Below are 24,001 nucleotides of genomic sequence, written 5' to 3'. Positions count from 1 at the left end.
ACCCGACTTGCCAGCCATCCATGCCGAGCACGATGCCCTGCCGTGAACGGCGCGGCAGCCGCACCGGCCGCCCCGTGTCGCCTGTCACCGTCATGACGGCCTCCTCTCACTCGCCGGGGTCGACGCCATTGACGGGGGCCTCGGTCCCGAAGTAGTCACTTGTGTTCCCGCGGGCATCGTCGGCGTCGGTGCGGGCGGGGACGTTGCACCCGCCGGGGCGGGGACGCTTTGGCGGGCGGGGCTTGCGGGGCTCGTGCTCGCTGGTGTGCCTGCGCCTTTGGGGAGGGTTGGCGCGCCGACGGCTGGTGCTGACGGCGGTCGGACGTTCGCGCCGCCGCGGGATCCGGTCGGGACGCCGGCTGGGGATCCGCCGAGGCGAGTGGGGATGCTCGCGACCGACCGTGCTGCGTTTCCGCTGGCACGGCGGGCGCCTGATCCCAGGGCTGAGCCCAGGGAGTCCGCGGCGACTCCGCCGACGAAGGAGAACAGCCCGAAGATCGCGAACGGCGCGAAGGCGACCAAAACAAGACCGATCAGCAGCGGCCAGGACTGCGGGTCCCAGATCGTTCGCACATCGGCGAGCCCATTGATGATCAATGTCACGAACCCGACTGTCAAGGGGCCCGTAAGCAGCAGTACGACGACAGCGGACACGTACCGGATCACCCACTGCGGCCCGGTGCCTCGGACGGGGAAAAGCATCCACGCGACCGGACCGACCGCGATCAACGCGGCGAGGACGATGTTGCGAAACGCAAACACCAACATGAGCAGCAGCATCCCGACCATCAGGAGCCCGTGGATGATGACGGCGAAGAAATAGTTCGCCTGCCCACCGGCCCACATCACCGACTGCAGAGTCGAGAACAACGCGATCGGCCCGTCCCGGTTCATCACATACCAGGTCATCTCATCGATCGTGTTCAATAGATGCCCCGTCAACCACAAGGTGAGCGGCACCGCGGGGATCGCGATGAACGAACGCACGATCGCGCCGACGAGTTGCTCCCGATCACCGGAGACGATGGCGGCGGTGACAGCCCAGATCATCGCGCCGAACAAGATGATGAGAATCGCCCACTGCCAGAACGACCACTCGCCTACTGCCGCGGTCCACAGCAACGACGACGTGTCGAACTGCATGTTCAGCGCGACCACGTACATCATCCCCGTCGTCGCAATCGCCATGCCCCGCCCGAAGTTCTCGAACGACGCACACAACACATCGCCGAAACTGCATCCGTATGCCACCACGACCGGCTTACCCCCGGCGCCCTGGATTGCTGCTGCATGTCCCTCATAGGTCGTGCAGACAGTGGCGCGGGCACCGTTCACGGCGACACCGAGAAAACACTGTTGCGCCCGAACGTCGGCCGCAAGGGTAGGAGTGCAGGCGATCTGTCCGTTCGCCTCTTCACAGTCCACCGGGTAGGCCGGCGAGCTCCACGGTTCACCTTCGACCACGGCGGCAGAGACCACGGATACCGTCGTCCACTCGCCAGACGCCTGCAGTGCTGCGGCGGCTGGGGCGAGCGCCCCGATCCCGAGGGCCGCTCCGAGGACGATGCCCAGGGTGAGTGGGCGGGCGAGGCGCATTAGAAGCCGAAGTCAAAGTTCACGAACCACTGGAACAGGCCGCTCGCTGCCCCCAAGACGGCGGCGGCGATGAAGATCCAGAGGATGTTCTCCCCGGCCCAAGTCCGCACCCGGTCAGACGCGATCCCGCGAAAGGCGAGGGCGGCACCAGCGATGATCAGCATGATCAGGACCACCATCATCGCGCCCGCAAGAATGTAGGAGGCGATCACTTGGAATCCTTGGAAGAACGGGGCGGAGAAGTCGGGATTCACGTCGGGCACTTCGACGTCGAACGGGACCAGCGTGGTGGGTGTCATGATCGCTCCTTGCATCGCGTGAGATGGTGCGTGGTCAAATCAGAGGGAGACCTAGGGCGGCCATGAATGGGGCCGGGTCGATGCGAGCGCCGTTCTGCCGCACCTCGAAATGCAGATGACAGCCGTAGGACAGACCCGTCTGCCCTTCCCCGCCGACCCGCGTCCCGGCGGTCACTTGCTGGCCTTTGGCCACAGTGATCGATCCGTCGGCGAGGTGCGCGTAAAGGGTGACGGTGCCAGCGCCGTGGTCGATGATCACGCTGTTGCCGAACTGCCCGAACCGCCCAGCGAGGGTCACCGTGCCGGGGCCGGCGGCGAAGATGTCCGCCCCGCACCCTTGTGCCATGTCGTACCCGAAGTGAGCGGCGGGGCAGTATGCGCATCCCTTCACCGGGTGCCACCCGTAGCCGCGGCCCGTGGTGTGACTGCCCGCGTAGGGGTATCCCCATTCGCCGACGACTATCGGGGCGCCGTTGGCGCCCTCGTTCGAGACCGTCGTCGAGGACTGCGCCGCGACTGTCAGGGGCAGCACGATCAGGGGCGCGAAGACGGCCGCGGCGACGCACGCCAGGACGCCGGCGAAGAGGCCGATCAGGCGGCGGGCGCCGCGCGTCCTGATGACGGCGGCGGCGACTGCAACGGGGGCTCCCATGTCACGGCTCCATCGGCTCCGAGAAGAACCGCACGACTTTGCAATCCCCTGGCGTCTGCGCCGACCCGGGTGTCGGTATCGAATCCGGGCCGCAGAGCACCTGGACGCTCACTCGAACGGTCTCGTCGAAAGATGACTCTCCATCTGCGCCGGTCATCGTGAACGACAACGTCACATTCGCCGTGCCAATCGCCACATCGCCAGAGGCATCCTCAGGCACGGGCATTAATGTCATCTCGCCGGTTGTCTGCGCGACGACACGGCCGCTCTTGGCCGCCATCGAATCCCACTGCGCCTGCGGCAACACCACACCCTGACGCAACTCCAGCTGAGCGGCAACGAGCTCCGCGGCCTGGTCTGCGCCTGATGCGTAGCGAGTGTCGGGGGTGAACCAGGTGTCGAGGTAAGTTAGCCACTCTTCACGGCTCGCGAGGGTGGTGTCGAAGGTCGACGCGGCAGCGAGAGCGGTACGCGCATACAGCTCCGGGTCGGTCGTGATCGGCTCCGCCACCCAACCGCGTCCCGTGACCTCGGTGTCGACCGCCGCGTCCTCGGATGGAGCATTGGGAGACGCCGTCACGCCGTCGGGTCCCTGTGAGGTTCCCTCCGACCGGCTCGGGGCCGGATCGGCAGGTCGAGGCAGGATGGACGCGACGATGATGGCGATGATCCCCGCGACCAGCACCGCGGCGCCGATCAACGCCCACATCCCCCCGCGTCCCCGCATTGTGGCTGCACTCACGGCAGCACCGCCTTCGCTTGATTGGCAGCGACCTCGTACCCCCAGAGCACCCCAGTAGGTCGCAGTGGAGGAATACTAAGCAGACGGTGCACAGTTGCAAAAGGAACGATTTGGTCACGGACCTGGGGCAAAGAGCGGCGGCGAGGGTATCGTCCACCGTCCGAGCGGGAATGCGAAGCGCGACGACATGGGCCGCTCGGGGTGAGCTGGCTCGCGGTTGGCCGCGCCACCATAGCGTTCTCGGCCGCGCCGAATGCTTGATCTGGGACCCATCTGCTTGAGCTCATGCGTGGATCGTATAGTGATTCAGATGTGATGTGAAGCATTTATTTATTCAGGATGCTTCCGCTGGCACCAAAATCGCGGAACAATACGTTCATGCCAAAGCTCGTCAAGCCAGCTAACAGCGACCGCGCGGCTGCGGCAGTGACAATCCTCGGCAACTTGGGAAAAGCCAGTCTGATTGCCTACTTACGTCGAAACCCCAACGCGGGCCGCAAAGCCATTTCCGAAGCAATCGAAGTGCCCGCGCCCACCCTGGTTCGATACCTCCGCGAACTCGAAGAAGCCGACGTTCTCATCGCGAATCCACCCAAATCGAACCGAAAGCAGGGGGAGTGGCCGGTGTACCGCGTGAATAACGCCGCAGTGACCGATCTCTACCTTCGGCTAGGTCAGGAACTGGGGGAGATCTAGCCCGCACGGCCCGTGACCCAATCTGGATCCTCTGCTCAGGGACTGGCCGACCTCGACGCGAGGGCCTGTGGCCTGTACTGAGGTGGGCGCGCGATGCTCCAAGTCCTGGTTGGAGCTGTGAGAATCAGGGTCTGCTGACTGAACTCAACTCCAGGCCGTGAGTTCGGAAATATCGGGGACCGCGGCTCGGGGGGACTGCTGCACGCATAGGTGACAGGGCTGTGAGGATGGGGCTGCCTACCGTAAGCACGCTGCGCCCGCCTGCCGTCAAGCGGCGAGTGAGTGTGTGGGTGCGGCGCGCTCCCGCTGAACGTCTTACTCCCGGAGCGCGACGCGGTGGAGTATGCCCGGACGAGCTTCTCCGGCGCGACAGGGCGCAACTTCGTGCCCGTGTTGATTGAGAAAGAGACAAAGGCGCGACTGAAAGGAAGGCGCTAAGCCTCGATCCACCGATGGGCTGGGGTGGGGCGGGCTGGTGTGATCGACGCGCGGTGACGTGGCGCGGGTAGGGGTGAGTTCCGGGCATCGCATCCCGGTCGTCCACGCGGTCCTCGGTCATGCCGCGGTTGCGGCGGTGGTCGGTTGGCCGCGACCGGTGGCGGCGCGTGCGTCGCGATGAAGAGCCGGTCGAACGCGGTCTGCCAGGGCCAGGCCTCGGACAGGTGCAGTGTGATGCGGCGCGCGGAGCGCGCCAGCCGCGCCGGGACGTGGATGAGGGTGCGGCGGATCGTCGCTGTCGTGGCCCTCGCGAGCCGACCGGCTTTGTCGGCGATCACGCCTGCTGCGCGGGTGAGGTTGAACGCGATCACGGCGAGCACGAGCCAGGCGCTGTTCGCGGTGAACACCCCCGACGGCAGGTGCGCGAGCGGCCCTGCTTTGAGGTCGGCGTGGACTTGCTCGATGATCGCGTGAGCACGGTGGGTCTTGTCCGCGTCGACGGTGTCCATGTCGTCCTGGTCTGTGGTGGTGAAGAACGCGTGGTGCCGGTAGACGTCGAACAGCGTCGGCTGCTCGACCTGTCTCGGTTCAGGTCGGGGATGCGGCGGACCACCAGCCGCCCGGTGATCTGCTCGGCCTTCTGTCGGGACCGGAACGCGGTGAACGGAACTTCGGCGACTTCGGCTTTGGAGATCAGTTGCCCGGTGGTCTCGTCACGGAGCGAGTCGGTGTACTCGATCATCTCCCACGCATCATCCGGGATGGTCGCGATCGCGGCCTTCACCGCCGGGTCCATCCGAACAGTCACCGACACGTCCGCGCCGGGCTTTAATCGCGGTGCCGATGGTCGCGTGACCGTAGAACGCGGAGTCCGCGCGCAGCAACGGGCGGGCGCCCGTCGATACGCCGGTGCGGCGCAGAGTAGCGAGCGCGTCACCGACGATCCGCGCGGCGCCCTTCGGGGATCCGGTCTTTCCCTGCCGCAGCCGCTGGCCGAGGATCACCGGCGCCGACGAGGAGGTCGATGCGGTCGCGATCAGCGCGTTCAAGCCGCGGACGCTGGAGTACCCGAACGAGGCGCCCTGCTTCTGGTATCCGTGGACCTCGATGATCGTATCGTCCAGATCGACCATCACTCGCTCCCCGGCCCGCGACTGAAGCAGTGACGCGTCCGCGGTGAGGTTCCCCAGAACGCGGGAGGCGACGGCGTCGAGTTGGCGGACGTGACCGAACCGGAACTCGCGCAGGAACGAGCCCAGCGTCGACGGCGCGTAGGTCCGATCGAACAGGCGGCCCATCCCGCCGTGGCGGAGCAGGTTCATGTCGTCGATCGAGTCTGCCCCGGCAAGCATCCCCGCGACCAACGCCATCACCTTCGCGCCCGCGTTGGAGCCCTTGTCCGTCGGGACGCTCAGCCGGGACTGCGAGAGCCGATCCACGCCCGCGGAACGCGCGAGTCGCAGCATCGGGACCAGTCCCGCGGCCGACACGAGATTCGGATCATCGAACACCGCGGACACCGCAGCAGGAGCATGCTTGAATTGCATCTACGAGGTAGGGCTCATCCATGAGGATGACGTCGGGCTTCACCGCGATCGTGCGGGCTGATCCGAGAGGCATTTCCATGTCATGACGCCCGCTCAGCACCCAACCCCATCGGTGGATCGAGGCTGAGCCTGCTGGACGGCGCAATGAGTACGACGCGTAGTCGCACTGTAATCGGGGGATCAGCACTCGCAGCAGTAACGCTCAGCCTTGTGGCTTGTTCGGGTGCTTCACCTAGAGGTAGCGCGCGACTTGGCCTTGTTCGGTGATGCTGAAGCGCCCGTGCGCTCTTATTACCCATCCCAGGTTCTCCAAGCGCCACAGCGTCTGGCTGGTCATCCGGGGCAATGCCGCCGTGTGGCGCGCCGAGAGCCCTGGCCTGCGTTCGGCCCATCTCGTGACGATCTGATCGGCGGTGATCGAGGGCTCGTCCGCAATGATCGCGAGCACGAGTCGTCGCACGTCGGTCAGATGACGACGTGCCGCTGCTGGATCGACAGGTTCGGTAGGACTCATGTGGCTCCGGGTCGCGCACGGCTATCGTGGGTCGTTTGTTCGCGCCCTCGCATTCCAAGTCGGGCGACGGCGATGCGGCCTTTCACCATAGATCAAGTAGTGGCGGTCCCCAGCAAAGATGGTTCGCTGTCGGCAAATCCTTCCGCGGCGGTTCGATCTGGGCGCCACTGACGGCCGCGCGCAGGACAGCACGCCGCTGCTCTTCGTTCACCTTGCGTTCAGATAGACATACTTCTATCTGACTCGGATAGAAGATCATCTATCCGACTCGCCGGCACCGGCGGTCAAGTTGTGGCCGAGACGGCCCCTCAACGGAAGTGCACACGTGAACACCACCACAGCAAAGTTCGCGGCTATCGCCACCCTGGCGGCTGCCGCACTCGCCCTGAGCGCCTGCGGCGGCCAGACGTCCGGCGGCTCCACCGACGAAGACGGCGGCCTGAGCGGCTCCGTCACGACCGACGGCTCATCGACCGTCGCCCCCCTCACCGAAGCAGCCGCCGACCTCTACCGCGAAGAAGAGCCCAACGTCAACGTCTCGGTCGCCACGTCCGGCACAGGTGGCGGCTTCAAGGCGTTCTGCGCCGGCGAAACCGATATCTCGAACGCGTCGCGCGAGATCAAGGAAGAAGAAGCTGCCGAGTGCGAGGCGAACGGCATCGAGTACACCGAAATCGTCGCCGCAAACGACGGCCTGTCCGTCATCCTCAACCCCGAGAACGACTGGGCGACCGACCTGACGGTCGAGCAGCTCGCCACGATCTGGTCCCCCGAATCCGAGGGCGTCGTGATGAGCTGGGCCGATGTCGACCCGAGCTTCCCCGACGTGCCCCTCGCTCTGTTCGGCGCCGGTACCGACTCGGGCACGTTCGACTACTTCACTGACGCCGTCAACGGCGAAGAGGGTGCCATCCGCACGGACTACAGCCCCTCCGAGGACGACAACATCACCATTCAGGGTGTCGCTGGCGCCGAGGGTGGCATCGGCTTCCTCGGCCTGAGCTACGTCGAAGAGAACGAGGGCGTCATCATCGCCGCCGAGATCGACGGGGTCTACCCGACGACCGAGACGGTTCAGGACGGCACATACACGCCGCTCAGCCGCCCGCTGTTCATCTACGTGAACAACGCCTCCTACGTCGACAACGATGCCGTGAAGTCGTTCGTTGACTTCTACGTCGCGAACTCCCTCGAGATCGCCGACCTCGCCCTGTTCGTACCCCTCACCGAGGAGCAGGTCACCCTCGCACAGGAGGAGCTCGCTTCGCTCGGCTGAGCAAGCGCGCTTTCTCTCACGGAGATCATTCGATGACATCTGTCAGCGAGAAGACCGGGGGCCCGAGCTTCGTCTCGGGCCCCCGGGTCTCGACCCAGTTCGCGGGTAGGCCCCGCCCGGGCGAGGCCATCATCAGGATGGTGCTCCGACTTGCCGCGGGTCTGACCGTCGTCACGACCATCGGCATTCTGATCGCGCTGTTGGTCCCCTCGCTCAGTTTCTTTGCCGAGGTCCCCGTCTGGGAGTTCCTGTTCGGCACACGCTGGGCACCCCGATTCGCGGACGCATCGTTCGGCGTCATCCCGCTTGTTTCCGCAACGCTGTGGACAACGGGCATCGCGCTGCTGGTCGCCGTGCCGTTCGGGCTCGGAGCCGCGATCCTGCTGGCGGAGTACGCCAAGCCGCGGGTACGCAAGATCCTGAAGCCGTTGCTCGAGATTCTCGCGGGCGTGCCCACGGTCGTTTACGGATTCTTCGCTCTGCAGTTCGTTCAGAACGTCGTCTTGCGCGATTGGCTTCAGCTGCCGACCGGTGCATTCAGTGTTCTAGCAGCAGGTCTGGTCATGGGCGTCATGATCATCCCGACCGTCGCCTCAATCGCCGAAGACGCAATGTCGGCCGTGCCGAACGCACTGCGGCAAGGCAGCGCCGCGCTCGGCGCCAACCGCATGCAGACAACCCTCCGCGTCGTCTTCCCCGCCGCACTTTCCGGCATCGTGGCCGCCGTCGTACTCGGCATATCGCGTGCGGTCGGCGAAACCATGATCGTGGCGATCGCGGCCGGCAACCAGGCTCGCATCGTCACCAACCCACTCGAGCAGGGTCAGACGATGACCGGCTTCATCGCGAACGCAGCGCTGGGCGACTCACGGGTCGGCAGCCTCGAATACAACACGCTCTTCGCCGTCGGGCTGCTGCTCTTCATCATCACTCTGCTGATCAACTTCATCAGCATCCGCTTCGTGCGCCGGTTCCGGGAGGCCTACTGATGTCCACCCTCGTAAAAGATCGGCCGACCGTGCCGAGTTCCCGTCCCCTCAAGACCGGGACGGATGGCGAGCGCAAGCTGGGTCCGATGATCTTCCTCATCCTGCTGTGGCTGTCGTTGCTCGTTGCGTTCGCCGTGCTGGCGACACTTCTGGTCACGATCCTGTTGGACGGATGGCCGAAGCTCACGATGAACCTGTTCACGAACTATCCTTCGGCCACGCCGGAGACGGCGGGCGCACGGCCGGCGATTCTTGGGTCCGCGTGGGTCATCGGTGTGACCGCCGTCATGACGCTGCCACTCGGGATCGCGGCCGCTGTGCACCTCGAAGAGTTCGCCGACAAGCGCAAGTGGTTCAACAAGTTAATCGAACTGAACGTGCAGAACCTCGCCGCGGTTCCCTCGATCGTCTACGGCCTGCTCGCGCTCGCATTCCTCTCGCTCCTGCAGGTGCAGAACAAGAACATCGTCATCGGTGGCGCGCTCGCGCTCTCGCTGTTGATCCTGCCCGTTATCATCATCTCGACGCGTGAAGGTCTCCGGGCCGTGCCCAACGAGATCCGGGATGGCTCGTTGGCCCTCGGAGCGACGAAGTGGCAGACCGTGTGGCGCCAGATCCTGCCCGCATCGGTACCGAGCATCGCGACGGGATCGATCCTGGCGCTGTCTCGCGCGCTCGGCGAGGCCGCACCGCTTCTCGTCCTGGGCGCCCTCGTCTACATCACCTTCGACCCAAACGGCCTGATGAGCGGCTTCACGACGCTGCCCATCCAGATCTTCAACTGGACGGGCCGTCCGCAAGAGGGGTTCCACGAACTCGCCGCTGCCACCAGTGTGCTGCTCATGGGTGTGCTTTTGCTCATGAACGCATTGGCCATCTTCATCCGCAACAAGTATCAGAAACGGTGGTAGCCATGAGCGACCCGACAATGACCCTCCCGGAAGACTCCCCACATCCCCAGTTCCATTCCGGATCCAGCGGGAGCAACCTGCCCGACGTGCCGAGCGGCCTCATCGAGTGCAAAAGCGTCGACGTCTACTACGGCGCATTTCGCGCCGTGACGGGAGTTGACCTGAAGTTCGGTAAGAACGAGATCGCAGCCCTGATCGGCCCATCCGGCTGCGGCAAATCAACGCTGCTTCGTTCACTCAACCGGATGAACGATCTGGTGGATGGCGCGCGCGTCGAGGGCGAGGTGCTTTTCCAGGACGACGACATCTACGGCAAGGGTGTCGACCCGATCGAAGTGCGCCGTCGGATCGGCATGGTGTTCCAGAAGCCGAACCCGTTCCCGAAGTCGATCTACGACAACGTCGCCTACGGCCCCCGTGTGACAGGCATGAAGCTGTCGTCCATGGACGATCTCGTCGAGGAAGCGCTCACCAAGGCCGCGTTGTGGGATGAGGTCAAGGACAAGCTGAAGCAGTCCGCTTTCGGTCTCTCGGGTGGACAGCAGCAGCGGCTCTGCATCGCCCGCACGATCGCGGTGAAGCCCGACGTCATTTTGATGGACGAGCCGTGCTCGGCGCTCGACCCGATCGCCACCATGCGCATCGAAGATCTCATGCATGAACTCAAGCGCGAGTACACGATCATCATCGTCACGCACAACATGCAGCAGGCCGCGCGGGTCGCGGATCGGACGGCGTTCTTCACGGCCCTGGCCGATGACACGACCGGTGACCGCACGGGCGTGCTCGTGGAATACGGCCGGACGTCGCAGATCTTCGAGCAGCCCCGCGACCAGCGTACGGAGGACTACATCAGCGGACGGTTCGGATGAGCATCAGCGTCGAACCGCTGCAGGGGTCCGCTCGGTTCGTTGTCCTCACGGAGGATCCCCGGGTGGTCCGCGGTGCGCCGGTCGAATACCGGCACCGCGGCATCGCGGTCGTTATCCGGCAGGATGTCGTCAGTGCGCTGACCGAGGTTGTGCGTGACGCCGATTCGATTCTCATCGTCTCGAGCAGTGTCGCACCCGAGAATCTCGCCCCCATTCTGGAGCTCGCTCGTGAGGTCTGCGCATCACCCGTGGTACTCGGCCTAGATCCGCTGACGGACGCCGAGACTGTGCGTTCAGCTTTCGCCCTGGGCGTGCAAACGAGTGTGGCCCTCCCCTTGACCCCGGACCGCCTCGAGCGTCTCCTCCGAGCGTCGCCCCGCGCGGCGGTTCCGATCGAGTGCGTTCAGGCAGGGGATCTGATGGTTGACCCCGGTCGTCACGTCGTCGAATGGCAGGGAAGCCGCATCGATGTGACGCCGCGCGAGTTCGACGTCCTGCTGTGTCTGGCGCGGGCGCACCCGTACATGGTCACGCTCGATGATCTTGCTCGGCAGCATTTCGAAGCGGTCGCAGACCCGCACGCGTCGGTCCGGGTCCTGATCAAACGCATCCGCGCACGCCTCGGCGAGAGCGCAGAACCACCGATCGAAACCGTTCGCGGACTGGGTTATCGCCTCGCGGGCTGACGGTGCAGACCCATCTCCTCGAGTAGCCGTTCGACTCGCTCGCGGACGGCATCTCGGATCTCTCTCAAGCCTTCATCGTCGTGGTCGAGCGGATCATCCAGGTCCCACTCCATGTAGCGGCGTCCCGGGTAGACGGGGCACGCGTCGCCACAACCCATCGTGATCACGTAGTCGGCGGCCTGCACGACCTCATCGGTGAGGGGCTTCGGATACGCATCGGTGAGGGGAACTCCGACTTCGGCAAGCGCGGCGGTGATCCGGGGGTTGATCTCGCTTGCGGGTGCCGAGCCGGCCGTTCGCACGTGCACGGCCGAGCCAGCGAGGTGCGACACGTACGCCGCTGCCATCTGGGAGCGGCCCGCGTTCTGAACACATACGAAGAGCACTTCCGGCGTGCCTCGGAGCACCAGGCCTTTGGCGGATGCCAGAGCGTCGAGCCGATCAGCTGCGTAGCGGGCGGTCAGCGCCGACAGGTGGCCGGAGACCCGTGCTCGCTGGCCCAGAAGAAGGTAGCTCTCGGCGACGTATCGGGATACCGTCTCGCCACTGAAGGTCGATGCGAACCGGTAAACGAGGTCTCTTGCGACTGTTTCTATCGCGGGCGGCAGTGCGCCGAGAGCGGGCGCGTTCGACTCGGATCGTGGTTTGCCCGTTTCGACGAGCAGGCGGCCGAATCGCACCCATGCGTCCGCGGTCAACACGTCTGCGCCGACAACGTCTCGCCGGATGATGTCGGCGGAAGAAAGCGCGATCAGGGAAGCGGCGATTCGGGCGTCATCCACATAGAGGATCTCGGAGAGCTCGGCCGCGGGCGCGCCCGCGGCCAGCGCGCTGAGTACTCGAAGGTTGAGGGCATCGCCGAGGACTGCGGCCTGCGACGCACGCAGCCGTGCCGACTCGGGATCGAGCGGCTTCCCGACTCGATGACGAGCGCCGTCGGCGCTCATCGAAGAAGGTCCTGGATTGCAGGTAGCCGGTCAGATGCCACAGAGAGCCACACGAATTTCCCATCGGGTTCGCGCTGAAGCAAACCGTCGTCGACCAATATTCGGACATGATGCGTCACGGTCGGTTGCCGTAGTTCGAGAGCATCGGCAAGCTGACCCACCGTGGCGCGACCGTCTGATGAGTCGAGGACGACGCTGAGAATCTGCAATCGAGTCGGGTCGGCCACTGCTCGAAGTGTGCGGGCGAGTTCCTCGGCGAGACTCCTCGCGAGCGGGGCGCCAGACTCGTTCGAGGACGGCCGGGACGAGGGCTGCGCCATTCCAGCAGTGTAGCGATGCGTAGCTGACGTTCAGCCCTGCCGATCCGCGGGGCGAATGGGAGGACTTCAGTGACGGGCCGCGGCGGGCGGTCGTGGTCGACGAGCAGATGCGCACCGGCCTCCCGCATGTCTTCGCTGCTGGCGACGGGGTCACCACCCCCCACCGCCTCCTCGGCATCACCTACCTGCCGCTCGGGACCACTGCGCACAAGCAGGGTCGCGTTGCCAGGGAGAACGCGCTCGGCGGGACAGCCCGGCTCGCCGGATCGATGGGCACTCAGGTCGTGAAAGTCTTCGACCTGGTCGCCGCCCGCACCGGGCTCCGCGAACACGAAGCCCTCGCGGCCGGCTACCACCCCGCCACGACGCAGACCGCGGCCGATGATCACAAGCGTTACTACCCGGGCGCGCAACCGATCAGCATCCGCATCACCGGTGACACCGAGTCCGGGCTGCTGCTCGGCGCGCAGCTGGTCGGTCGGCTCGGACCGAAACCGCGAAACGCGTCGATACCTACTCCACCGCATTGTTTGCCGGGCTCACCGTCGAGCAGATCTCGGACCTCGACCTGTCTTACACGCCGCCGCTCGGATCCTCGTGGGATGCCGTCCAGGTCGCCACCCAGGCCTGGTCCCGCACCTACGCCCCTGCAGGAGTTTTCGCGTGAGCGCCCCACCCACCGTGCTGTTCATCTGCCAGCACAACGCGGGCCGATCCCAACTCGGCGCGCACCTCCTCGAGCACATCGCTCCGGGGCGGGCGAACGCGACCAGCGGCGGCATCGCACCCGCGGAACACATCAACCCCGTGATCGCCGAGGCCCTGAACGAGCTGGGCATCGCCACGAGCGCAGCCGTCCCACGTCCCGTCACCGCCGCAGACCTGGCCGCGGCGGACATCGCCGTCACCATGAAACCCGGACTCGCCCTGCCCGGACCGGTCACAGGACGGCTCGTCGAATGGGAGTTTCTCTACCCGAACAGCTGGGGCATCGACGGGGTCGGGGACCGCCGTGATCGCGTACTCGAGCAGGTTCGCGCACTGGCACTGGATGCGTGAGACCCACACCGACGGCGCCGGGCGCTACTGCGGGTCCGTTCGCAACCGCAACGCCACGTAAAGCCCGCATCGACGACAAATGTACGCGCCCGAATCGCCCAACGCGTGCAGCTTGCTCCGCGCGTAACCGCGTCTGCAGCACGAACAATGCACCCCGGCCACCGCAACATCAGACGCCCCGCGGTCCGGCTCCATAGGGCAGATGCTACCCGGACGCGAACGCAGCGCCTCCTGCCAGTCGCAGCAGCCGGAGTGAAGTCCGAGGCGCCAACTAGGGTCAGCCCATGACCGACGAGCAGGTCGCGAATCCGATTATGATCTCATTCGCCCACTTCGATGGCGAGGACGAGGCAGAAGCCCGTGGCGCGCTGACCCGGCTCCTGCAAGAGTTCGGGCTGGCGCAGGTCCTGGTCGCGGGCATCCTCAAGCTGGTCCCGGACTCGTCGCTCTGGCGGCTCACGATCAGCGGCGACATGGTTCAGACCGTCAACGAATTCACCAAACGCGGCGAAGATGACCCCTACACAACAGACCGCGGAGCCGGACACGTCGGCGCGATCACCCTCCCGCACGAGGACGGCACCTTCGACATCGTGATCTCCGGACTCGCCCTCGTCGAAACCCGCGACGAGCTCGACAGCGTCGAGGAGTTCGTGCAACACATCATGACCGCCGGCGAACATCTCTCACGCCACGAAGCGGGCCACGCCGCGCTGCGCATCCGCGGCGAAGATACCGATGCCTTCAATGACCCGCAGGGACTCGCCCCCACCCAGGCGGTCTGGCGCAAACACCTTGCTGCGCACATCGACGATCACCGCATCGAGCGATACACCGCCGTGCACGCGCCTTCACCATTCCTGCACGTCGACCACCTTGCCGAGGCGATCGCGCACCTCCGCGACGAACTCAACGAGTCGAAACGCACATGGCAGGACGACATCGGCCACGCCCTCTTCCGCACGATGACGGCCGCAAACGGGCTGATCCGCGTGATCGCCTACCTCTCAGCCGAACTCGGTCTCGACGAACACGGCCGGCCCCACCGCCCCGACCCGTGGCCAGCGGGCTGGGACGACTACGTCGAGGACTCGTGGGACGCCTGGAGCCTCACCTTTAACCGCCTGCGACCCGTCGATGAACCCATGACGGTCGTCGAACTTCAGTCGATTCTCGTCAGCCTCTGCAGGCTCGCATCAACCTGGCTGGGCACTGTCGGCATCCACTACGGCATCACCGACGACGACCGCGAGTTCATCTTCTGGGAACGCGCCGTCTACTAGTCGTGCGGCGGAGGCCGCCTTTCATCGAAACTTCTGAAGACGCTTGAGAGTCTCCCGATGCGTAGTTAAAGCCTCATCGCTCACCCATGCTGCTCATGACCGTCTCCCGCCCCGGCCTATGTCCCGTCGCCCGCCAGCCCATACCGTAGGGGGGTATAGTATCGTGCTGTGAACGGATACGCGGGGAATAAGGATGATCTGCTCAAGCGGCTGAGCCGCGCGGAGGGTCAGGTGCGTGGAATCGCACGGATGGTCGAGAACGACAAGTACTGCATCGACATCCTCACCCAGGTGTCGGCAGCGACGAGCGCGCTGGAGACGGTCGCGTTGTCGCTGCTGGCGGATCATCTGTCCCACTGCGTCGCCGAGGCTGCAGCTGAAAGCGGTCCGGTAGCCGAAGAGAAGATCCGAGAAGCGAACGAGGCGATCGCTCGCCTTGTCCGCTCCTGACCCCTACCCCTGAACCGAAAGGACACACATCATGACCACGAACGAGCGCACCGACCTGGGCCTGACCGACTCCTCCGCCGGATGCAGCTGCTGCGCCACGGCATCCGTCTCTGACACGCAGCCCGCCACATCCACAGTTGCGGAAGAGGTGCTGGTTGAAGGGATGACCTGCTCGCACTGCGTGATGAGCGTGACCGAGGAGATCTCCGCGATCGACGGTGTCGACAACGTCTCGGTCGACCTGAAGGCCGGCGGAACGTCGCGCGTCACGATCCACAGCGCCGCGCCGATCGATGCCCCACGCGTGCGGGCCGCGGTGGAGCAGGCGGGGTACGCCCTCGCCGGCACACCCGCATGAGCACCGTCGATGTGGACCTCGATATCTCGGGGATGACCTGCGCATCCTGCGCGACCCGGATCGAGCGGAAGCTCAACAAGATCCCGGGTGTAGAGGCGACGGTCAATTACGCGACCGAGAAGGCGCGCGTGCACGCCGACGGGGTGGAGACGGCGCAGCTGATCGCGGCGGTCGAATCCGCCGGCTACTCCGCGGCGCTTCCCGCACCGGTCATCGATGAGCCCACTTCGGCCGCAGTACCTGCCGACGACGTCGAGCTGGTGTCCCTACGACGCCGGCTGCTGATCAGCACGGCCCTGGCCGTGCCGGTCGCGCTGATGTCGATGATCCCGGTGCTGCAGTTCACGAACTGGCAGTGGCTCGCGCTGACCCTGACTGCACCGGTCGCGGTCTGGGGCGCCTGGCCGTTCCACCGTGCAGCGTTCGTGAATGCCCGCCACGGCGCCGCGACCATGGACACGCTGATCAGCGTGGGGGTGATCGCCGCATTCGGGTGGTCGCTGTACGCACTGTTCTTCGGGATGGCGGGGATGCCGGGCATGCACATGACCTTCACCCTGTTCGGCAGCCCGGAAGCGGGAAGCGGGGAGATCTACCTGGAAGTGGCCGCCCTCGTCACGGTGTTCATCCTGGCCGGCCGGTACGCCGAGGCCCGGGCGAAGAAGTCCTCCTCCGAGGCGTTGCGCGCCCTGCTCGAGCTCGGTGCCAAGGACGCCACGCGCCTCGTCGGCGGGGTGGAGCAGCGGGTCCCGGTAGCGCAGCTTGCCGTCGGGGACCGGGTGCTGGTGCGCCCCGGCGAGAAGATCCCCTCGGACGGGCTCGTCGTCGACGGCGCCTCGGCGATCGACGCGAGCATGCTCACCGGCGAGTCCGTTCCGGTCGAGGTCACCGTCGGATCCCGGGTCGTGGGCGCCACCGTGAACGTGGGCGGACGCCTCATCGTCGAGATCACCAGGGTCGGGGCGGACACCGAGCTGGCGCGGATGCAGCGGCTGATGGACGAAGCCCAGACCGGCAAGGCGCGCGTGCAGCGTCTCGCCGACCGGGTCTCCGCGGTGTTCGTTCCGGTCGTGATTCTCCCGGCGATCGTCGCGTTCGTCGGCTGGATGCTGGTCGGTGGCTCCGTCGAGGTCGCCTTCACTGCTGCGGTGGCGACGCTGATCATCGCTTGCCCGTGCGCGTTGGGTCTGGCCACGCCGACCGCGCTGCTGGTCGGCACCGGACGCGGGTCACAGCTGGGCATCCTCATTCGTGGCCCGCAGGTGCTCGAGCAGACGCGTGAGGTCGACACGATCGTGCTGGACAAGACCGGCACCGTCACGCAGGGCGCGATGACCGTGACCACCGTCTCGGCGGCGCCCGGCGTCACCGACCAGGAGCTGCTGCGGATCGCCGCTGGTGCGGAGTGGGGATCCGAACACCCCGTGGCGCGGGCCATCGTGACCGCTCATGATGGCGCGGCGCCGGTGGCGGAGACGTTCGCGTCGCACGCCGGTTTCGGCGTCCAGGCTGTGCTCGACGGGTCGCTGGTCGTGGCTGGACGCCCGCAGTGGGTTGAGGACCAGTGGTCCGTTCATCTGCCGATCCGTTTCCGCGGTGAGGCGGAGGTGCTGGAGGCTGCCGGGGGCACGGTGATCGCGGTCGCCCGCGACGGGGAATTCCTCGGTATCGTCGCGGTCTCCGACACCGTCAAGCCGACCAGTGCGGGCGCGATCACCCGATTCCGCGCCCTGGGCCTGCGTCCCGTGCTGCTCACCGGCGACAACGCCGGCGCCGCCGAACACATTGCAGGTCTGGTCGGGATCGACGAGGTTCGGGCTGGGGTCACCCCCGCCAGAAAGCTCGACACCATCCGGCAACTGCAATCCTCGGGGCGTGTCGTGGCGATGGTCGGTGACGGTGTGAACGATGCCGCAGCCCTCGCCGCGGCCGACCTCGGCATCGCGATGGGGGGCGGGACGGACGCCGCCATCGCCGCCAGTGACGTGACCATCGCCTCCGGCGACCTCCTGGTCGTCGCGGATGCGATCCGGCTGTCGCACCGGACCCTGGGCACCATCAAGGGCAACCTGTTCTGGGCGTTCGCCTACAACATCGCCGCGATCCCGATCGCAATGCTCGGCCTGCTCAACCCCCTGGTCGCCGCCGCAGCGATGGCCCTGTCATCCGTGTTCGTCGTGACCAACAGCCTCCGCCTGCGACGATTCCGCCCAGCGCCGGCGCCGACGGTGTCCACCGCACCCGCGACGCGGGTCCCGCAGCCCGCCTGAGACCTGATGGCCGGGCGGTTCAACGCCGGCGACCAGTGACGATTACCCTGAAGGGGAGGAGGTGAGATCTCGATGATCGCTCTCGCGCAGCACTTGCGCCGCAGCCCGTCCGGGCTGGGCCGTTCTGTGCTGCTGGTCATCGCCCTCACCGCCGCTCTCATCGTCGGGCTGCTCGCCATGCACGCGCTGACCGCCCCGACCGCGCACGCGGAGCCTGCCACCGCCGTGTCCGTACAGGAAGCCAGCGCCGCCCACGGCCACGACGCGCCACCCACCGACGACGGCTGCCTGGACTGCGGGGGGCATGAAGCCATGCTCGCCATGGCGTGCGTCCTTGCCCTCCTGGTCGTATCGCTGCTGTTCCTCCTGCCCCGCGCCGGCGTCAGCTGGGGTGTCGTGTTCGGCCGGGCCGGACCCCTCGTGGTCACCGGCCGGGCCGCGCTGTCCCGCCCACCCTCTCTTCTCGTTCTCTGCATCAGTCGTACGTGATGACAGCTCGCTGACCCGTCAGGGGCAGCCGAGCTCTCACGCGCGATCACACCGATCGTGCGCGCCACACAGACGACTGAGGAGAACCAATGAAGAACCGTGCCGCGGCGACCGCCGCGATCACCCTGACCGCCCTGCTCGCCCTCGCCGGCTGCGCCGGCACCACCGGCAGCGGCGGGACGGACAACATGTCCGGAATGGGCTCATCGGCATCCGTAGCCCCCGCGGCCGATGTGAACGACGCGGACATGCAGTTCACGATGATGATGATCCCGCACCACGAACAGGCCGTCGAAATGGCCGACATGATCCTTGGCAAGGACGGCATCGACGGGCAGGTCGTCACCCTGGCCGAACAGATCAAGGCTGCCCAGGGCCCGGAGATCGAGCTGATGGAATCCTGGCTCGATGACTGGGACACCCCGATGGGTGACATGGACGGAATGGACCACGGAGGGATGATGTCGGACACCGACATGCAAGCCCTCGAAGTCGCCACCGGGGCGGAGGCATCCCGCCTCTTCCTGGAGCAGATGATCGTCCACCATGAAGGCGCGATCAAGATGGCCCAGACCGAGGTCGACAACGGGCAGAACACCGACGTAATCGCCATCGCCGAAGCCATCATCGCCTCGCAGACCACCGAGATCGACACGATGGAGGACATTCTCGCGACCTTCTGACCGTCAGGCGCCGGCCACACCCGACACAGCCCACCTCGACCTAGGGAGACCACCATTATGAAGAAACCTGCACGCACCCTCGCCGCCATCGGCCTCGCCACATTGCTCACCTTCACCGCCGCCGCATGCAATGCGGCCCCCGATGGTGAACCCGACCTCAAACTCATCCCGCACGTCCACGACGTCGCTTTCGACCAGGACAGCGCCCTCCTGGTCGGTGCCCATACCGGTGCGTACCGGATCGACCTCACTACTGACGAGGTATCACTGGTCGGCGGGACGAGCTTCGACGCGATGGGCCTCACCGTCCAAGCGGACACCCTCCTCGCCTCCGGCCACCCCGCCCCCGACAACCAGGACGACACATTCACCGCACCGAACATCGGCCTCGTCCGACATACCGAGACAGGCTGGGAGCAAGTGTCCCTCGCGGGGATCACGGACTTCCACATGCTCGCCGCCACCCCCGCGGCCCCCGACTTTCTCCTCGGACTCCCGTCCGACCGGGCTGTCCTAGCCGCAAGCAGCGATGCCGGACAGACCTGGACGGACATTAGCCCGCTGATCGCGCGAGACATCAGCATCGACACGGTGAAGGCCGATCTGGTCACCGCCACCACACCGGACGGTCTGACGATCAGCCGCGACGGCGGCATCACCTTCACACCCCTCGCCAACGCCCCTGCCCTCCTGGTCATCACCGCCGACCCCACTGTGGAGGAGGGCATCATCGGGGTCGATGCGGACGGCACGATCTGGACCGGCAGCAGCATCGAGGGTGCAGTGTGGGAGACCGCCGGGAACGCCACCGGAGCCGCCTCAGCGATCGCAGCCAGCCTCGACGGCGCTGTTGCGATCGCGGACGAGGGTGGCGTGCGTGTCACCACTGACGCCGGAAACACCTGGCGCAATGTCATCAGGACGGACGCTTCGCAATGAACCTTGGCGGCGGTGATGTCGACACATCAACTCCCGTCGGATCGATGCTGCTCACTATCATGGCAGCGCTGGCGCAGATGGAACACGACATCAAACGTGAGCGGATCGTCGATTCGATCAGCAAGCGTCGAGAGGCCGGCAAGATCTCGGCGGGCGCCCGCGCCGAGTCACCGACAGCCAGATCCGAAACGCCATCCGTCTCGTTGAGGGTGGTGAACCAGCAGCTCAAGTCGCCCGCGACCTCGGCATGTCGCGAGCCACGTTCTACCGGAGATCTCGCGCGCTCACCGACTAGGGCTGCGACACGGAGCGATCACAGAACACCGCCGCAGAGCGACGAACTCCACCCACCTGTGCAATGCGGAGGTCAAGTCCCTTGCCGCGTGAACAACTTCGTGAATACCGTCAGAGCATGCCCAAGGACAGGAGATCTGCGCTTCCCGTTCTTCCCGTCGATCGAACGCTCGAGTTCCTCGTGCGCGGGTACGCGTTCGGGCAGCACGGGTTCGATGCGGTGGGACGCGATGCGTTCACGACTCGCCTGATGGGGCGACGTGTGACTTTCGCCCGCGGCAGCGGCTGGGTGCGCTTCTTCTACGAGGGTGACCGATTTACTCGGGATCGGGCGATGCCTCGCTCGGTGAAGCACTCGTTGCAGGATGAGGGAAGCGTGCAGACCCTCGCCGGGGATGAGCACCGGAATCGTAAGGCACTTTTCATTGACGTGCTCGATGCGTCGGCTCGCATCGATCTGGATCGCCATGTCACGGAGGCGTGGCAGAAGGAATGGGCCGCGGCGTCCGGAAACCGCGTATCTCTGCTGAAGTTGGCTGGGCGCGCTCTGACCGCTGGGGTGTGCACTTGGGCGGGAATTCCGCTCAGCGACGGCGACCTTGATCGAAGAGCGTCCGAGTTTGCAGGGATGATCGATGGTGCAGGCTCCTTCGGGCCACGAAACCTGCGAGGACGGGCGCTCCGATTGCGTACGGAAGCATGGGCGCGACAGGTGCTCCGCGACGCGCCGCCAGAGACCATCGCGGCCAGAGTGGCAGGTCATCGGGCCGCAGATGGTCAGTCGCTCGACGAGCGTACGGCAGCCGTGGAATTCCTGAACCTGCTTCGACCCACCGTTGCGATTGCGCGCTTCATCGTGTTCGCGGCTCTCGCGTTGCATCTTCATCCCGAATGGCGTTCGCGTGTCGCCGAGGACGAGGAGACCCGTCTCGCCTTCGCTCAGGAAGTGCGCCGCACTACGCCGTTTTTCCCCGTGGTCGGCGGGACCGCCGCGCGCGATATGGAATGGGACGGTGTCCGTTTTACGCGCGGCGATTGGGTGATCCTTGATCTTTTCGCCACCAATCGTGATCCTCAGCTCTGGTCAGATCCGTGCACCTTTGATCCCACCCGGTTCATGTCGAGTGAGCCGCATCACAACGCGCTTGTGCCGCAAGGCGGTGGCTTTTACGAGGACGGCCACCGTTGCCCGGGCGAACCGGCGACGGTGGACCTCCTCGCTTCCGCTGTGGGACGGCTGGCCACTGCGCAGTACGCAGTCCCGGGCCAGGACTTTCGAGTCGACCTGCGGCGATTCCCGGCGCAACCCGAGGACGGGTTTGTGCTCATTCCCGCCTAACCACTGCGCGTGAACGCTAATGATCGGAACGTAGGTCCCGGCTCAGCCTGCTTCTTTTTGGTGCTCAGAGTCCGAATGCCCCGCCACTGATCAGGATGAAGACACCAAGGCCGATCAGAACGATCGGGAACAGGATGTGCTCCCATCGTTCCAGGATTTCTGCGATCGGACGTCGGGTAGCGATGAACTTGGCAACCATCACGAGGACCGCGACGAGCGCGAGGAACACAACACAGTAGGCGACCACGGCGGCGGGTCCGACACTCAGGAAGACCGGCACGTAGACCCCGATGTTGTCCCCACCGTTTGCGAAGGTGACACCCGCTACGGCCCAGACCGCGACCTTTTTACCCTCGATCTTGAATCGGCCTGACTTTCGTTCCGTTCTTCAAGCAAGGATGGAACACGATGAACAGGAAGTATTCGCCGGAGATGCGTGAGCGGGCGTTGCGGATGCTCGCGGAGACGCGGCCGTCGCACCCGACGATGATGAGCGCGGTTAGGCATGTGGCTGGGCTGCTGGGGATGAGCCCGGAGACGTTGCGACTGTGGCAGCGCCGGGCCGAGGTCGACGCCGGTGTCAAGCCCGGGCTGACGACGGACGCGGCGGTGGAGATCAAGCGGCTGCAGAAGGAGAACGCCGAACTGCGCAAGGCCAACGAGATCCTCAAGGCTGCGAGCGTGTTTTTCGCGAAGGAGCTCGACCGCCCCTGACCGAGATGGTCCGGTTCATCGATGAACACAGGGATCGTTTCGGGGTCGAGCTCATCTGCCGGGTCCTCAAACCGGCAGTCCAGGGCTTCCTCACCGCGCGCGGCTACCGCGCCGCTGTCAGCCGTGCGGCGTCAGCGAGGCAGCTGCGCGACGACCTGCTGGTGCCGGAGGTCGCTCGCCTACATGCGGAGAACTACGGCGTCTACGGACGCCGGAAGATGCACGCACTCATGCGGCGGCAAGGGTGGGAGATCGGTCGCGATCAGACCGAACGGCTCATGCGGCTCGCCGGGGTGGAGGGCGTGAAGCGGTCCAAGCGGATGTTCACGACGAAGTCCGACCCGGCAGCGGAGAAGCCGAAGGATCTCGTGCAACGCCGGTTCACTGCCCCCGGCCCGCGCCGCCTCTGGGTCGCTGACGTGACATACGTCGCAACATGGTCCGGGTTCGCGTATGTCGCGTTCGTCACCGATGTCTATTCGCGTCGCATCGTGGGCTGGAACGTCGCAGCCACGCTCAAGTCCGACATCCTGCCACTACGGGCGCTCGATATGGCCGCCTGGGACGCCGGCGGACGCCTCGACGGCCTGGTTCATCACGCCGATCACGGATCGAACTACCTCGCCGTGGTCTACACCGATCGGATCGAGGAACTCGGCGCGAAACCCTCCACCGGGACCGTCGGCGACTCGTTCGACAACGCCCTCGCGGAGGCGGTCAACGGTCTCTACAAGACCGAGCTGATCCGTCAGCGCGGCCCCTGGCGAACCGTCGAGCAGGTCGAGCTAGCAACCCTTGAGTACGTGTGGTGGTGGAACAATCAGCGCCTCCACGGCGAGCTCGACATGCGCACCCCGATCGAGGTCGAAGACGCGTACTACGCTGACCTGGAATCAGCCAATCCGGCACCTGCTGGACAAGGCTCCCGATAGGAACGAAAGTCAGGCCGATTCATCTTGCCCTCATCGTCATCGTCATCGTCATCGTCGTGACGTCGACGCCATGCCTGCCAGGCCGCCCATAGACCCAATCCCAACGGGATCAGGCCGAAGTAGGGGATGACTTCGGGAGGCAGGAATGCTCCGGCGCCGAGAGCTACGAGTACGGCCGCGCCGAGAATGCCTGCGAAGCCCAGATACTGCCCGACCAGGATTCGAGCGGTCGTGCCCCGTTGTCCCGCGCCGCGGGCGAAGAACAGCGAGAGCACGATGATGTCGTCGATGTTCGTGACAAGGAACAGGCCGATCGCTTGCAGGATGGAGAGGAAGATCATGCGGTCGCCTCCGCCGTGCAGCATTCCGGGGCCGCGCAGGAGGGATCGATGCACCCGGCTGCATGGTCCACGGCCAAGGTCGTGTCCAGCAGAGCGGTAAGCGCCCGGGTGAGACGGGGATCTGCGACCTCGTACCGAGTTCGGCGTCCCTCGGGTTCGGCGACAACGATGCCGCAGTCACGGAGGCAGGTCAGGTGGTTGGAGACGTTGGACGGGCTGAGGTCCAGCTCGCGGGCGAGTGCCGCAGGATAGATCGGGCCGTCAAGCAGGGTCATGAGAATGCGTGAGCGTGTCGGGTCGGCCATTGCTCGGCCGAGTCGGTTCATCACGTCCAGACGATCGGTTATAGTCAGCACGCGATGAAC

Annotated in this window: 25 protein-coding genes and 5 pseudogenes; 19 read left to right on the top strand and 11 right to left on the bottom strand. The window is 65.7% G+C overall.

Translation table 11 applies throughout. The annotated features are described in order from the left end of the window. Positions 1-90: 90 nt before the first annotated feature. From CGU35_RS13800 to CGU35_RS13785, 4 genes are read right to left on the bottom strand one after another with little or no spacing between them, the layout of a single operon-like run. Positions 91-1,596: a hypothetical protein gene (locus tag CGU35_RS13800; protein WP_100812102.1), complete on the bottom strand. Its 1,506-nt coding sequence runs from the start codon at positions 1,594-1,596 to the stop codon at positions 91-93. Further along, positions 1,596-1,895 carry a hypothetical protein gene (locus CGU35_RS13795; protein ID WP_100812101.1) on the bottom strand — a complete coding sequence of 100 codons (300 nt, stop codon included), beginning with the start codon at positions 1,893-1,895 and terminating at the stop codon, positions 1,596-1,598. Before CGU35_RS13795 ends, CGU35_RS13800 begins: the two co-directional genes overlap by 1 nt. Positions 1,896-1,929: 34 nt before the next feature. Continuing rightward, the gene (locus CGU35_RS13790; protein WP_100812100.1) at positions 1,930-2,547 is read right to left on the bottom strand and encodes a M23 family metallopeptidase; all 618 of its coding nucleotides are present in this window, start codon (positions 2,545-2,547) and stop codon (positions 1,930-1,932) included. A gap of 1 nt (position 2,548) precedes the next feature. Then, entirely contained in the window at positions 2,549-3,289 is a 741-nt protein-coding gene (locus CGU35_RS13785) for a hypothetical protein (protein WP_157813990.1), read from the bottom strand. A 378-nt stretch (positions 3,290-3,667) separates the two neighbouring features. On the opposite strand from CGU35_RS13785, the gene CGU35_RS18230 reads away from it, so the two are divergent. Both CGU35_RS18230 and CGU35_RS18855 read left to right on the top strand, forming a co-directional pair. Continuing rightward, positions 3,668-3,985 (top strand): hypothetical protein, encoded by a 318-nt coding sequence (locus CGU35_RS18230; RefSeq protein ID WP_157813989.1) that lies wholly within the window; start codon positions 3,668-3,670, stop codon positions 3,983-3,985. A 282-nt stretch (positions 3,986-4,267) separates the two neighbouring features. Beyond that, the gene (locus CGU35_RS18855) at positions 4,268-4,423 is read left to right on the top strand and encodes a three-helix bundle dimerization domain-containing protein (protein ID WP_442923063.1); all 156 of its coding nucleotides are present in this window, start codon (positions 4,268-4,270) and stop codon (positions 4,421-4,423) included. A gap of 158 nt (positions 4,424-4,581) precedes the next feature. Here CGU35_RS18855 and CGU35_RS13780 read toward each other — a convergent pair. Both CGU35_RS13780 and CGU35_RS13775 read right to left on the bottom strand, forming a co-directional pair. Then, positions 4,582-5,970, bottom strand: a pseudogene (locus CGU35_RS13780) (IS1380 family transposase); the annotation flags it as partial. Positions 5,971-6,202: 232 nt separating this feature from the next. Beyond that, positions 6,203-6,484 (bottom strand): hypothetical protein, encoded by a 282-nt coding sequence (locus tag CGU35_RS13775; RefSeq protein ID WP_157813988.1) that lies wholly within the window; start codon positions 6,482-6,484, stop codon positions 6,203-6,205. Between the two features lie 325 nt (positions 6,485-6,809). On the opposite strand from CGU35_RS13775, the gene CGU35_RS13770 reads away from it, so the two are divergent. The 5 genes from CGU35_RS13770 to CGU35_RS13750 all read left to right on the top strand — a co-directional run bounded on the left by CGU35_RS13770 (position 6,810) and on the right by CGU35_RS13750 (position 11,218). Beyond that, positions 6,810-7,760: a PstS family phosphate ABC transporter substrate-binding protein gene (locus tag CGU35_RS13770; protein WP_100812097.1), complete on the top strand. Its 951-nt coding sequence runs from the start codon at positions 6,810-6,812 to the stop codon at positions 7,758-7,760. Positions 7,761-7,792: 32 nt separating this feature from the next. Then, positions 7,793-8,749, top strand: coding sequence for a phosphate ABC transporter permease subunit PstC (pstC, locus tag CGU35_RS13765; RefSeq protein WP_100812096.1), 957 nt, complete (start codon positions 7,793-7,795; stop codon positions 8,747-8,749). Next, positions 8,749-9,660, top strand: a complete 912-nt coding sequence (pstA, locus tag CGU35_RS13760) for a phosphate ABC transporter permease PstA (protein WP_100812095.1) — start codon at positions 8,749-8,751, stop codon at positions 9,658-9,660. The genes pstC and pstA overlap by 1 nt, the downstream gene beginning before the upstream one ends. A 101-nt stretch (positions 9,661-9,761) precedes the next feature. Beyond that, a complete protein-coding gene (pstB, locus tag CGU35_RS13755; RefSeq protein ID WP_232711326.1) occupies positions 9,762-10,532 on the top strand; it encodes a phosphate ABC transporter ATP-binding protein PstB in 771 nt (256 codons plus the stop codon). 62 nt (positions 10,533-10,594) lie between these two features. After that, a complete protein-coding gene (locus CGU35_RS13750; protein WP_157813987.1) occupies positions 10,595-11,218 on the top strand; it encodes a winged helix-turn-helix domain-containing protein in 624 nt (207 codons plus the stop codon). Here the strand turns inward: CGU35_RS13750 and CGU35_RS13745 are convergent. Next, positions 11,200-12,165 carry an arsenate reductase/protein-tyrosine-phosphatase family protein gene (locus tag CGU35_RS13745; RefSeq protein ID WP_100812092.1) on the bottom strand — a complete coding sequence of 322 codons (966 nt, stop codon included), beginning with the start codon at positions 12,163-12,165 and terminating at the stop codon, positions 11,200-11,202. The two genes, CGU35_RS13750 and CGU35_RS13745, sit on opposite strands and share 19 nt — an antisense overlap. Continuing rightward, positions 12,162-12,485 (bottom strand): ArsR/SmtB family transcription factor, encoded by a 324-nt coding sequence (locus tag CGU35_RS18850; protein WP_100812091.1) that lies wholly within the window; start codon positions 12,483-12,485, stop codon positions 12,162-12,164. The genes CGU35_RS13745 and CGU35_RS18850 overlap by 4 nt, the downstream gene beginning before the upstream one ends. 107 nt (positions 12,486-12,592) lie before the next feature. Here CGU35_RS18850 and CGU35_RS18845 point away from each other — a divergent pair. The 11 genes and pseudogenes from CGU35_RS18845 to CGU35_RS13685 all read left to right on the top strand — a co-directional run. After that, positions 12,593-12,907, top strand: a pseudogene (locus tag CGU35_RS18845) (CoA-disulfide reductase); the annotation flags it as partial. A gap of 241 nt (positions 12,908-13,148) precedes the next feature. Beyond that, positions 13,149-13,544 (top strand): arsenate-mycothiol transferase ArsC, encoded by a 396-nt coding sequence (locus CGU35_RS13730; protein ID WP_100812090.1) that lies wholly within the window; start codon positions 13,149-13,151, stop codon positions 13,542-13,544. A gap of 284 nt (positions 13,545-13,828) precedes the next feature. Beyond that, positions 13,829-14,827 (top strand): hypothetical protein, encoded by a 999-nt coding sequence (locus CGU35_RS13725; protein ID WP_100812089.1) that lies wholly within the window; start codon positions 13,829-13,831, stop codon positions 14,825-14,827. A gap of 168 nt (positions 14,828-14,995) precedes the next feature. Further along, positions 14,996-15,277, top strand: coding sequence for a metal-sensitive transcriptional regulator (locus tag CGU35_RS13720; protein ID WP_100812088.1), 282 nt, complete (start codon positions 14,996-14,998; stop codon positions 15,275-15,277). A gap of 31 nt (positions 15,278-15,308) precedes the next feature. Beyond that, positions 15,309-15,635 carry a heavy-metal-associated domain-containing protein gene (locus CGU35_RS13715; protein ID WP_100812087.1) on the top strand — a complete coding sequence of 109 codons (327 nt, stop codon included), beginning with the start codon at positions 15,309-15,311 and terminating at the stop codon, positions 15,633-15,635. After that, positions 15,632-17,905, top strand: a complete 2,274-nt coding sequence (locus CGU35_RS13710; protein WP_100812086.1) for a heavy metal translocating P-type ATPase — start codon at positions 15,632-15,634, stop codon at positions 17,903-17,905. The genes CGU35_RS13715 and CGU35_RS13710 overlap by 4 nt, the downstream gene beginning before the upstream one ends. A 72-nt stretch (positions 17,906-17,977) precedes the next feature. Continuing rightward, positions 17,978-18,394 (top strand): DUF6153 family protein, encoded by a 417-nt coding sequence (locus CGU35_RS13705; RefSeq protein ID WP_232711318.1) that lies wholly within the window; start codon positions 17,978-17,980, stop codon positions 18,392-18,394. Between the two features lie 89 nt (positions 18,395-18,483). Next, entirely contained in the window at positions 18,484-19,077 is a 594-nt protein-coding gene (locus CGU35_RS13700) for a DUF305 domain-containing protein (protein WP_100812085.1), read from the top strand. Between the two features lie 57 nt (positions 19,078-19,134). Then, on the top strand, positions 19,135-20,016 hold the full coding sequence (locus CGU35_RS13695; protein ID WP_100812084.1) for a hypothetical protein: 882 nt from the start codon (positions 19,135-19,137) through the stop codon (positions 20,014-20,016). Further along, positions 20,001-20,311 (top strand): annotated as a pseudogene (locus tag CGU35_RS13690) (helix-turn-helix domain-containing protein); the annotation flags it as partial. The gene CGU35_RS13695 and the pseudogene CGU35_RS13690, both read left to right, overlap by 16 nt. Positions 20,312-20,428: 117 nt before the next feature. Continuing rightward, positions 20,429-21,649, top strand: a complete 1,221-nt coding sequence (locus tag CGU35_RS13685) for a cytochrome P450 (protein ID WP_100812083.1) — start codon at positions 20,429-20,431, stop codon at positions 21,647-21,649. A 64-nt stretch (positions 21,650-21,713) separates the two neighbouring features. Here the strand turns inward: CGU35_RS13685 and CGU35_RS13680 are convergent. Then, positions 21,714-22,010, bottom strand: a pseudogene (locus tag CGU35_RS13680) (cadmium resistance transporter); the annotation flags it as partial. Positions 22,011-22,057: 47 nt separating this feature from the next. Here CGU35_RS13680 and CGU35_RS13675 point away from each other — a divergent pair. Continuing rightward, a protein-coding gene (locus CGU35_RS13675; RefSeq protein WP_100809984.1) for an IS3 family transposase occupies positions 22,058-23,295 on the top strand; the annotation gives its coding sequence in 2 pieces (ribosomal slippage) (positions 22,058-22,343 and positions 22,343-23,295; 1,239 coding nt in all). Positions 23,296-23,315: 20 nt separating this feature from the next. Here the strand turns inward: CGU35_RS13675 and CGU35_RS13670 are convergent. Both CGU35_RS13670 and cmtR read right to left on the bottom strand, forming a co-directional pair. Beyond that, positions 23,316-23,636 (bottom strand): annotated as a pseudogene (locus tag CGU35_RS13670) (cadmium resistance transporter); the annotation flags it as partial. Continuing rightward, entirely contained in the window at positions 23,633-23,992 is a 360-nt protein-coding gene (cmtR, locus tag CGU35_RS13665) for a Cd(II)/Pb(II)-sensing metalloregulatory transcriptional regulator CmtR (RefSeq protein ID WP_100812187.1), read from the bottom strand. The gene cmtR and the pseudogene CGU35_RS13670, both read right to left, overlap by 4 nt. Positions 23,993-24,001: the final 9 nt, after the last annotated feature.

It is taken from the genome of Microbacterium sp. BR1, assembly GCF_002812725.1.
GTDB lineage: Bacteria > Actinomycetota > Actinomycetes > Actinomycetales > Microbacteriaceae > Microbacterium.
This window is presented reverse-complemented; position numbering and strand designations above follow the sequence as displayed.

Bases quoted from the DNA above. Each gene is read 5' to 3' on its own strand.
- CGU35_RS13800 (WP_100812102.1), bottom strand. From the start codon at position 1,596: ATGCGCCTCGCCCGCCCACTCACCCTGGGCATCGTCCTCGGAGCGGCC.
- CGU35_RS13795 (WP_100812101.1), bottom strand. From the start codon at position 1,895: ATGACACCCACCACGCTGGTCCCGTTCGACGTCGAAGTGCCCGACGTG.
- CGU35_RS13790 (WP_100812100.1), bottom strand. From the start codon at position 2,547: ATGGGAGCCCCCGTTGCAGTCGCCGCCGCCGTCATCAGGACGCGCGGC.
- CGU35_RS18230 (WP_157813989.1), top strand. From the start codon at position 3,668: ATGCCAAAGCTCGTCAAGCCAGCTAACAGCGACCGCGCGGCTGCGGCA.
- CGU35_RS13775 (WP_157813988.1), bottom strand. From the start codon at position 6,484: ATGAGTCCTACCGAACCTGTCGATCCAGCAGCGGCACGTCGTCATCTG.
- pstC (WP_100812096.1), top strand. From the start codon at position 7,793: ATGACATCTGTCAGCGAGAAGACCGGGGGCCCGAGCTTCGTCTCGGGC.
- pstA (WP_100812095.1), top strand. From the start codon at position 8,749: ATGTCCACCCTCGTAAAAGATCGGCCGACCGTGCCGAGTTCCCGTCCC.
- CGU35_RS13745 (WP_100812092.1), bottom strand. From the start codon at position 12,165: ATGAGCGCCGACGGCGCTCGTCATCGAGTCGGGAAGCCGCTCGATCCC.
- CGU35_RS18850 (WP_100812091.1), bottom strand. From the start codon at position 12,485: ATGGCGCAGCCCTCGTCCCGGCCGTCCTCGAACGAGTCTGGCGCCCCG.
- CGU35_RS13725 (WP_100812089.1), top strand. From the start codon at position 13,829: ATGACCGACGAGCAGGTCGCGAATCCGATTATGATCTCATTCGCCCAC.
- CGU35_RS13715 (WP_100812087.1), top strand. From the start codon at position 15,309: ATGACCACGAACGAGCGCACCGACCTGGGCCTGACCGACTCCTCCGCC.
- CGU35_RS13710 (WP_100812086.1), top strand. From the start codon at position 15,632: ATGAGCACCGTCGATGTGGACCTCGATATCTCGGGGATGACCTGCGCA.
- CGU35_RS13705 (WP_232711318.1), top strand. From the start codon at position 17,978: ATGATCGCTCTCGCGCAGCACTTGCGCCGCAGCCCGTCCGGGCTGGGC.
- CGU35_RS13700 (WP_100812085.1), top strand. From the start codon at position 18,484: ATGAAGAACCGTGCCGCGGCGACCGCCGCGATCACCCTGACCGCCCTG.
- CGU35_RS13695 (WP_100812084.1), top strand. From the start codon at position 19,135: ATGAAGAAACCTGCACGCACCCTCGCCGCCATCGGCCTCGCCACATTG.
- CGU35_RS13685 (WP_100812083.1), top strand. From the start codon at position 20,429: ATGCCCAAGGACAGGAGATCTGCGCTTCCCGTTCTTCCCGTCGATCGA.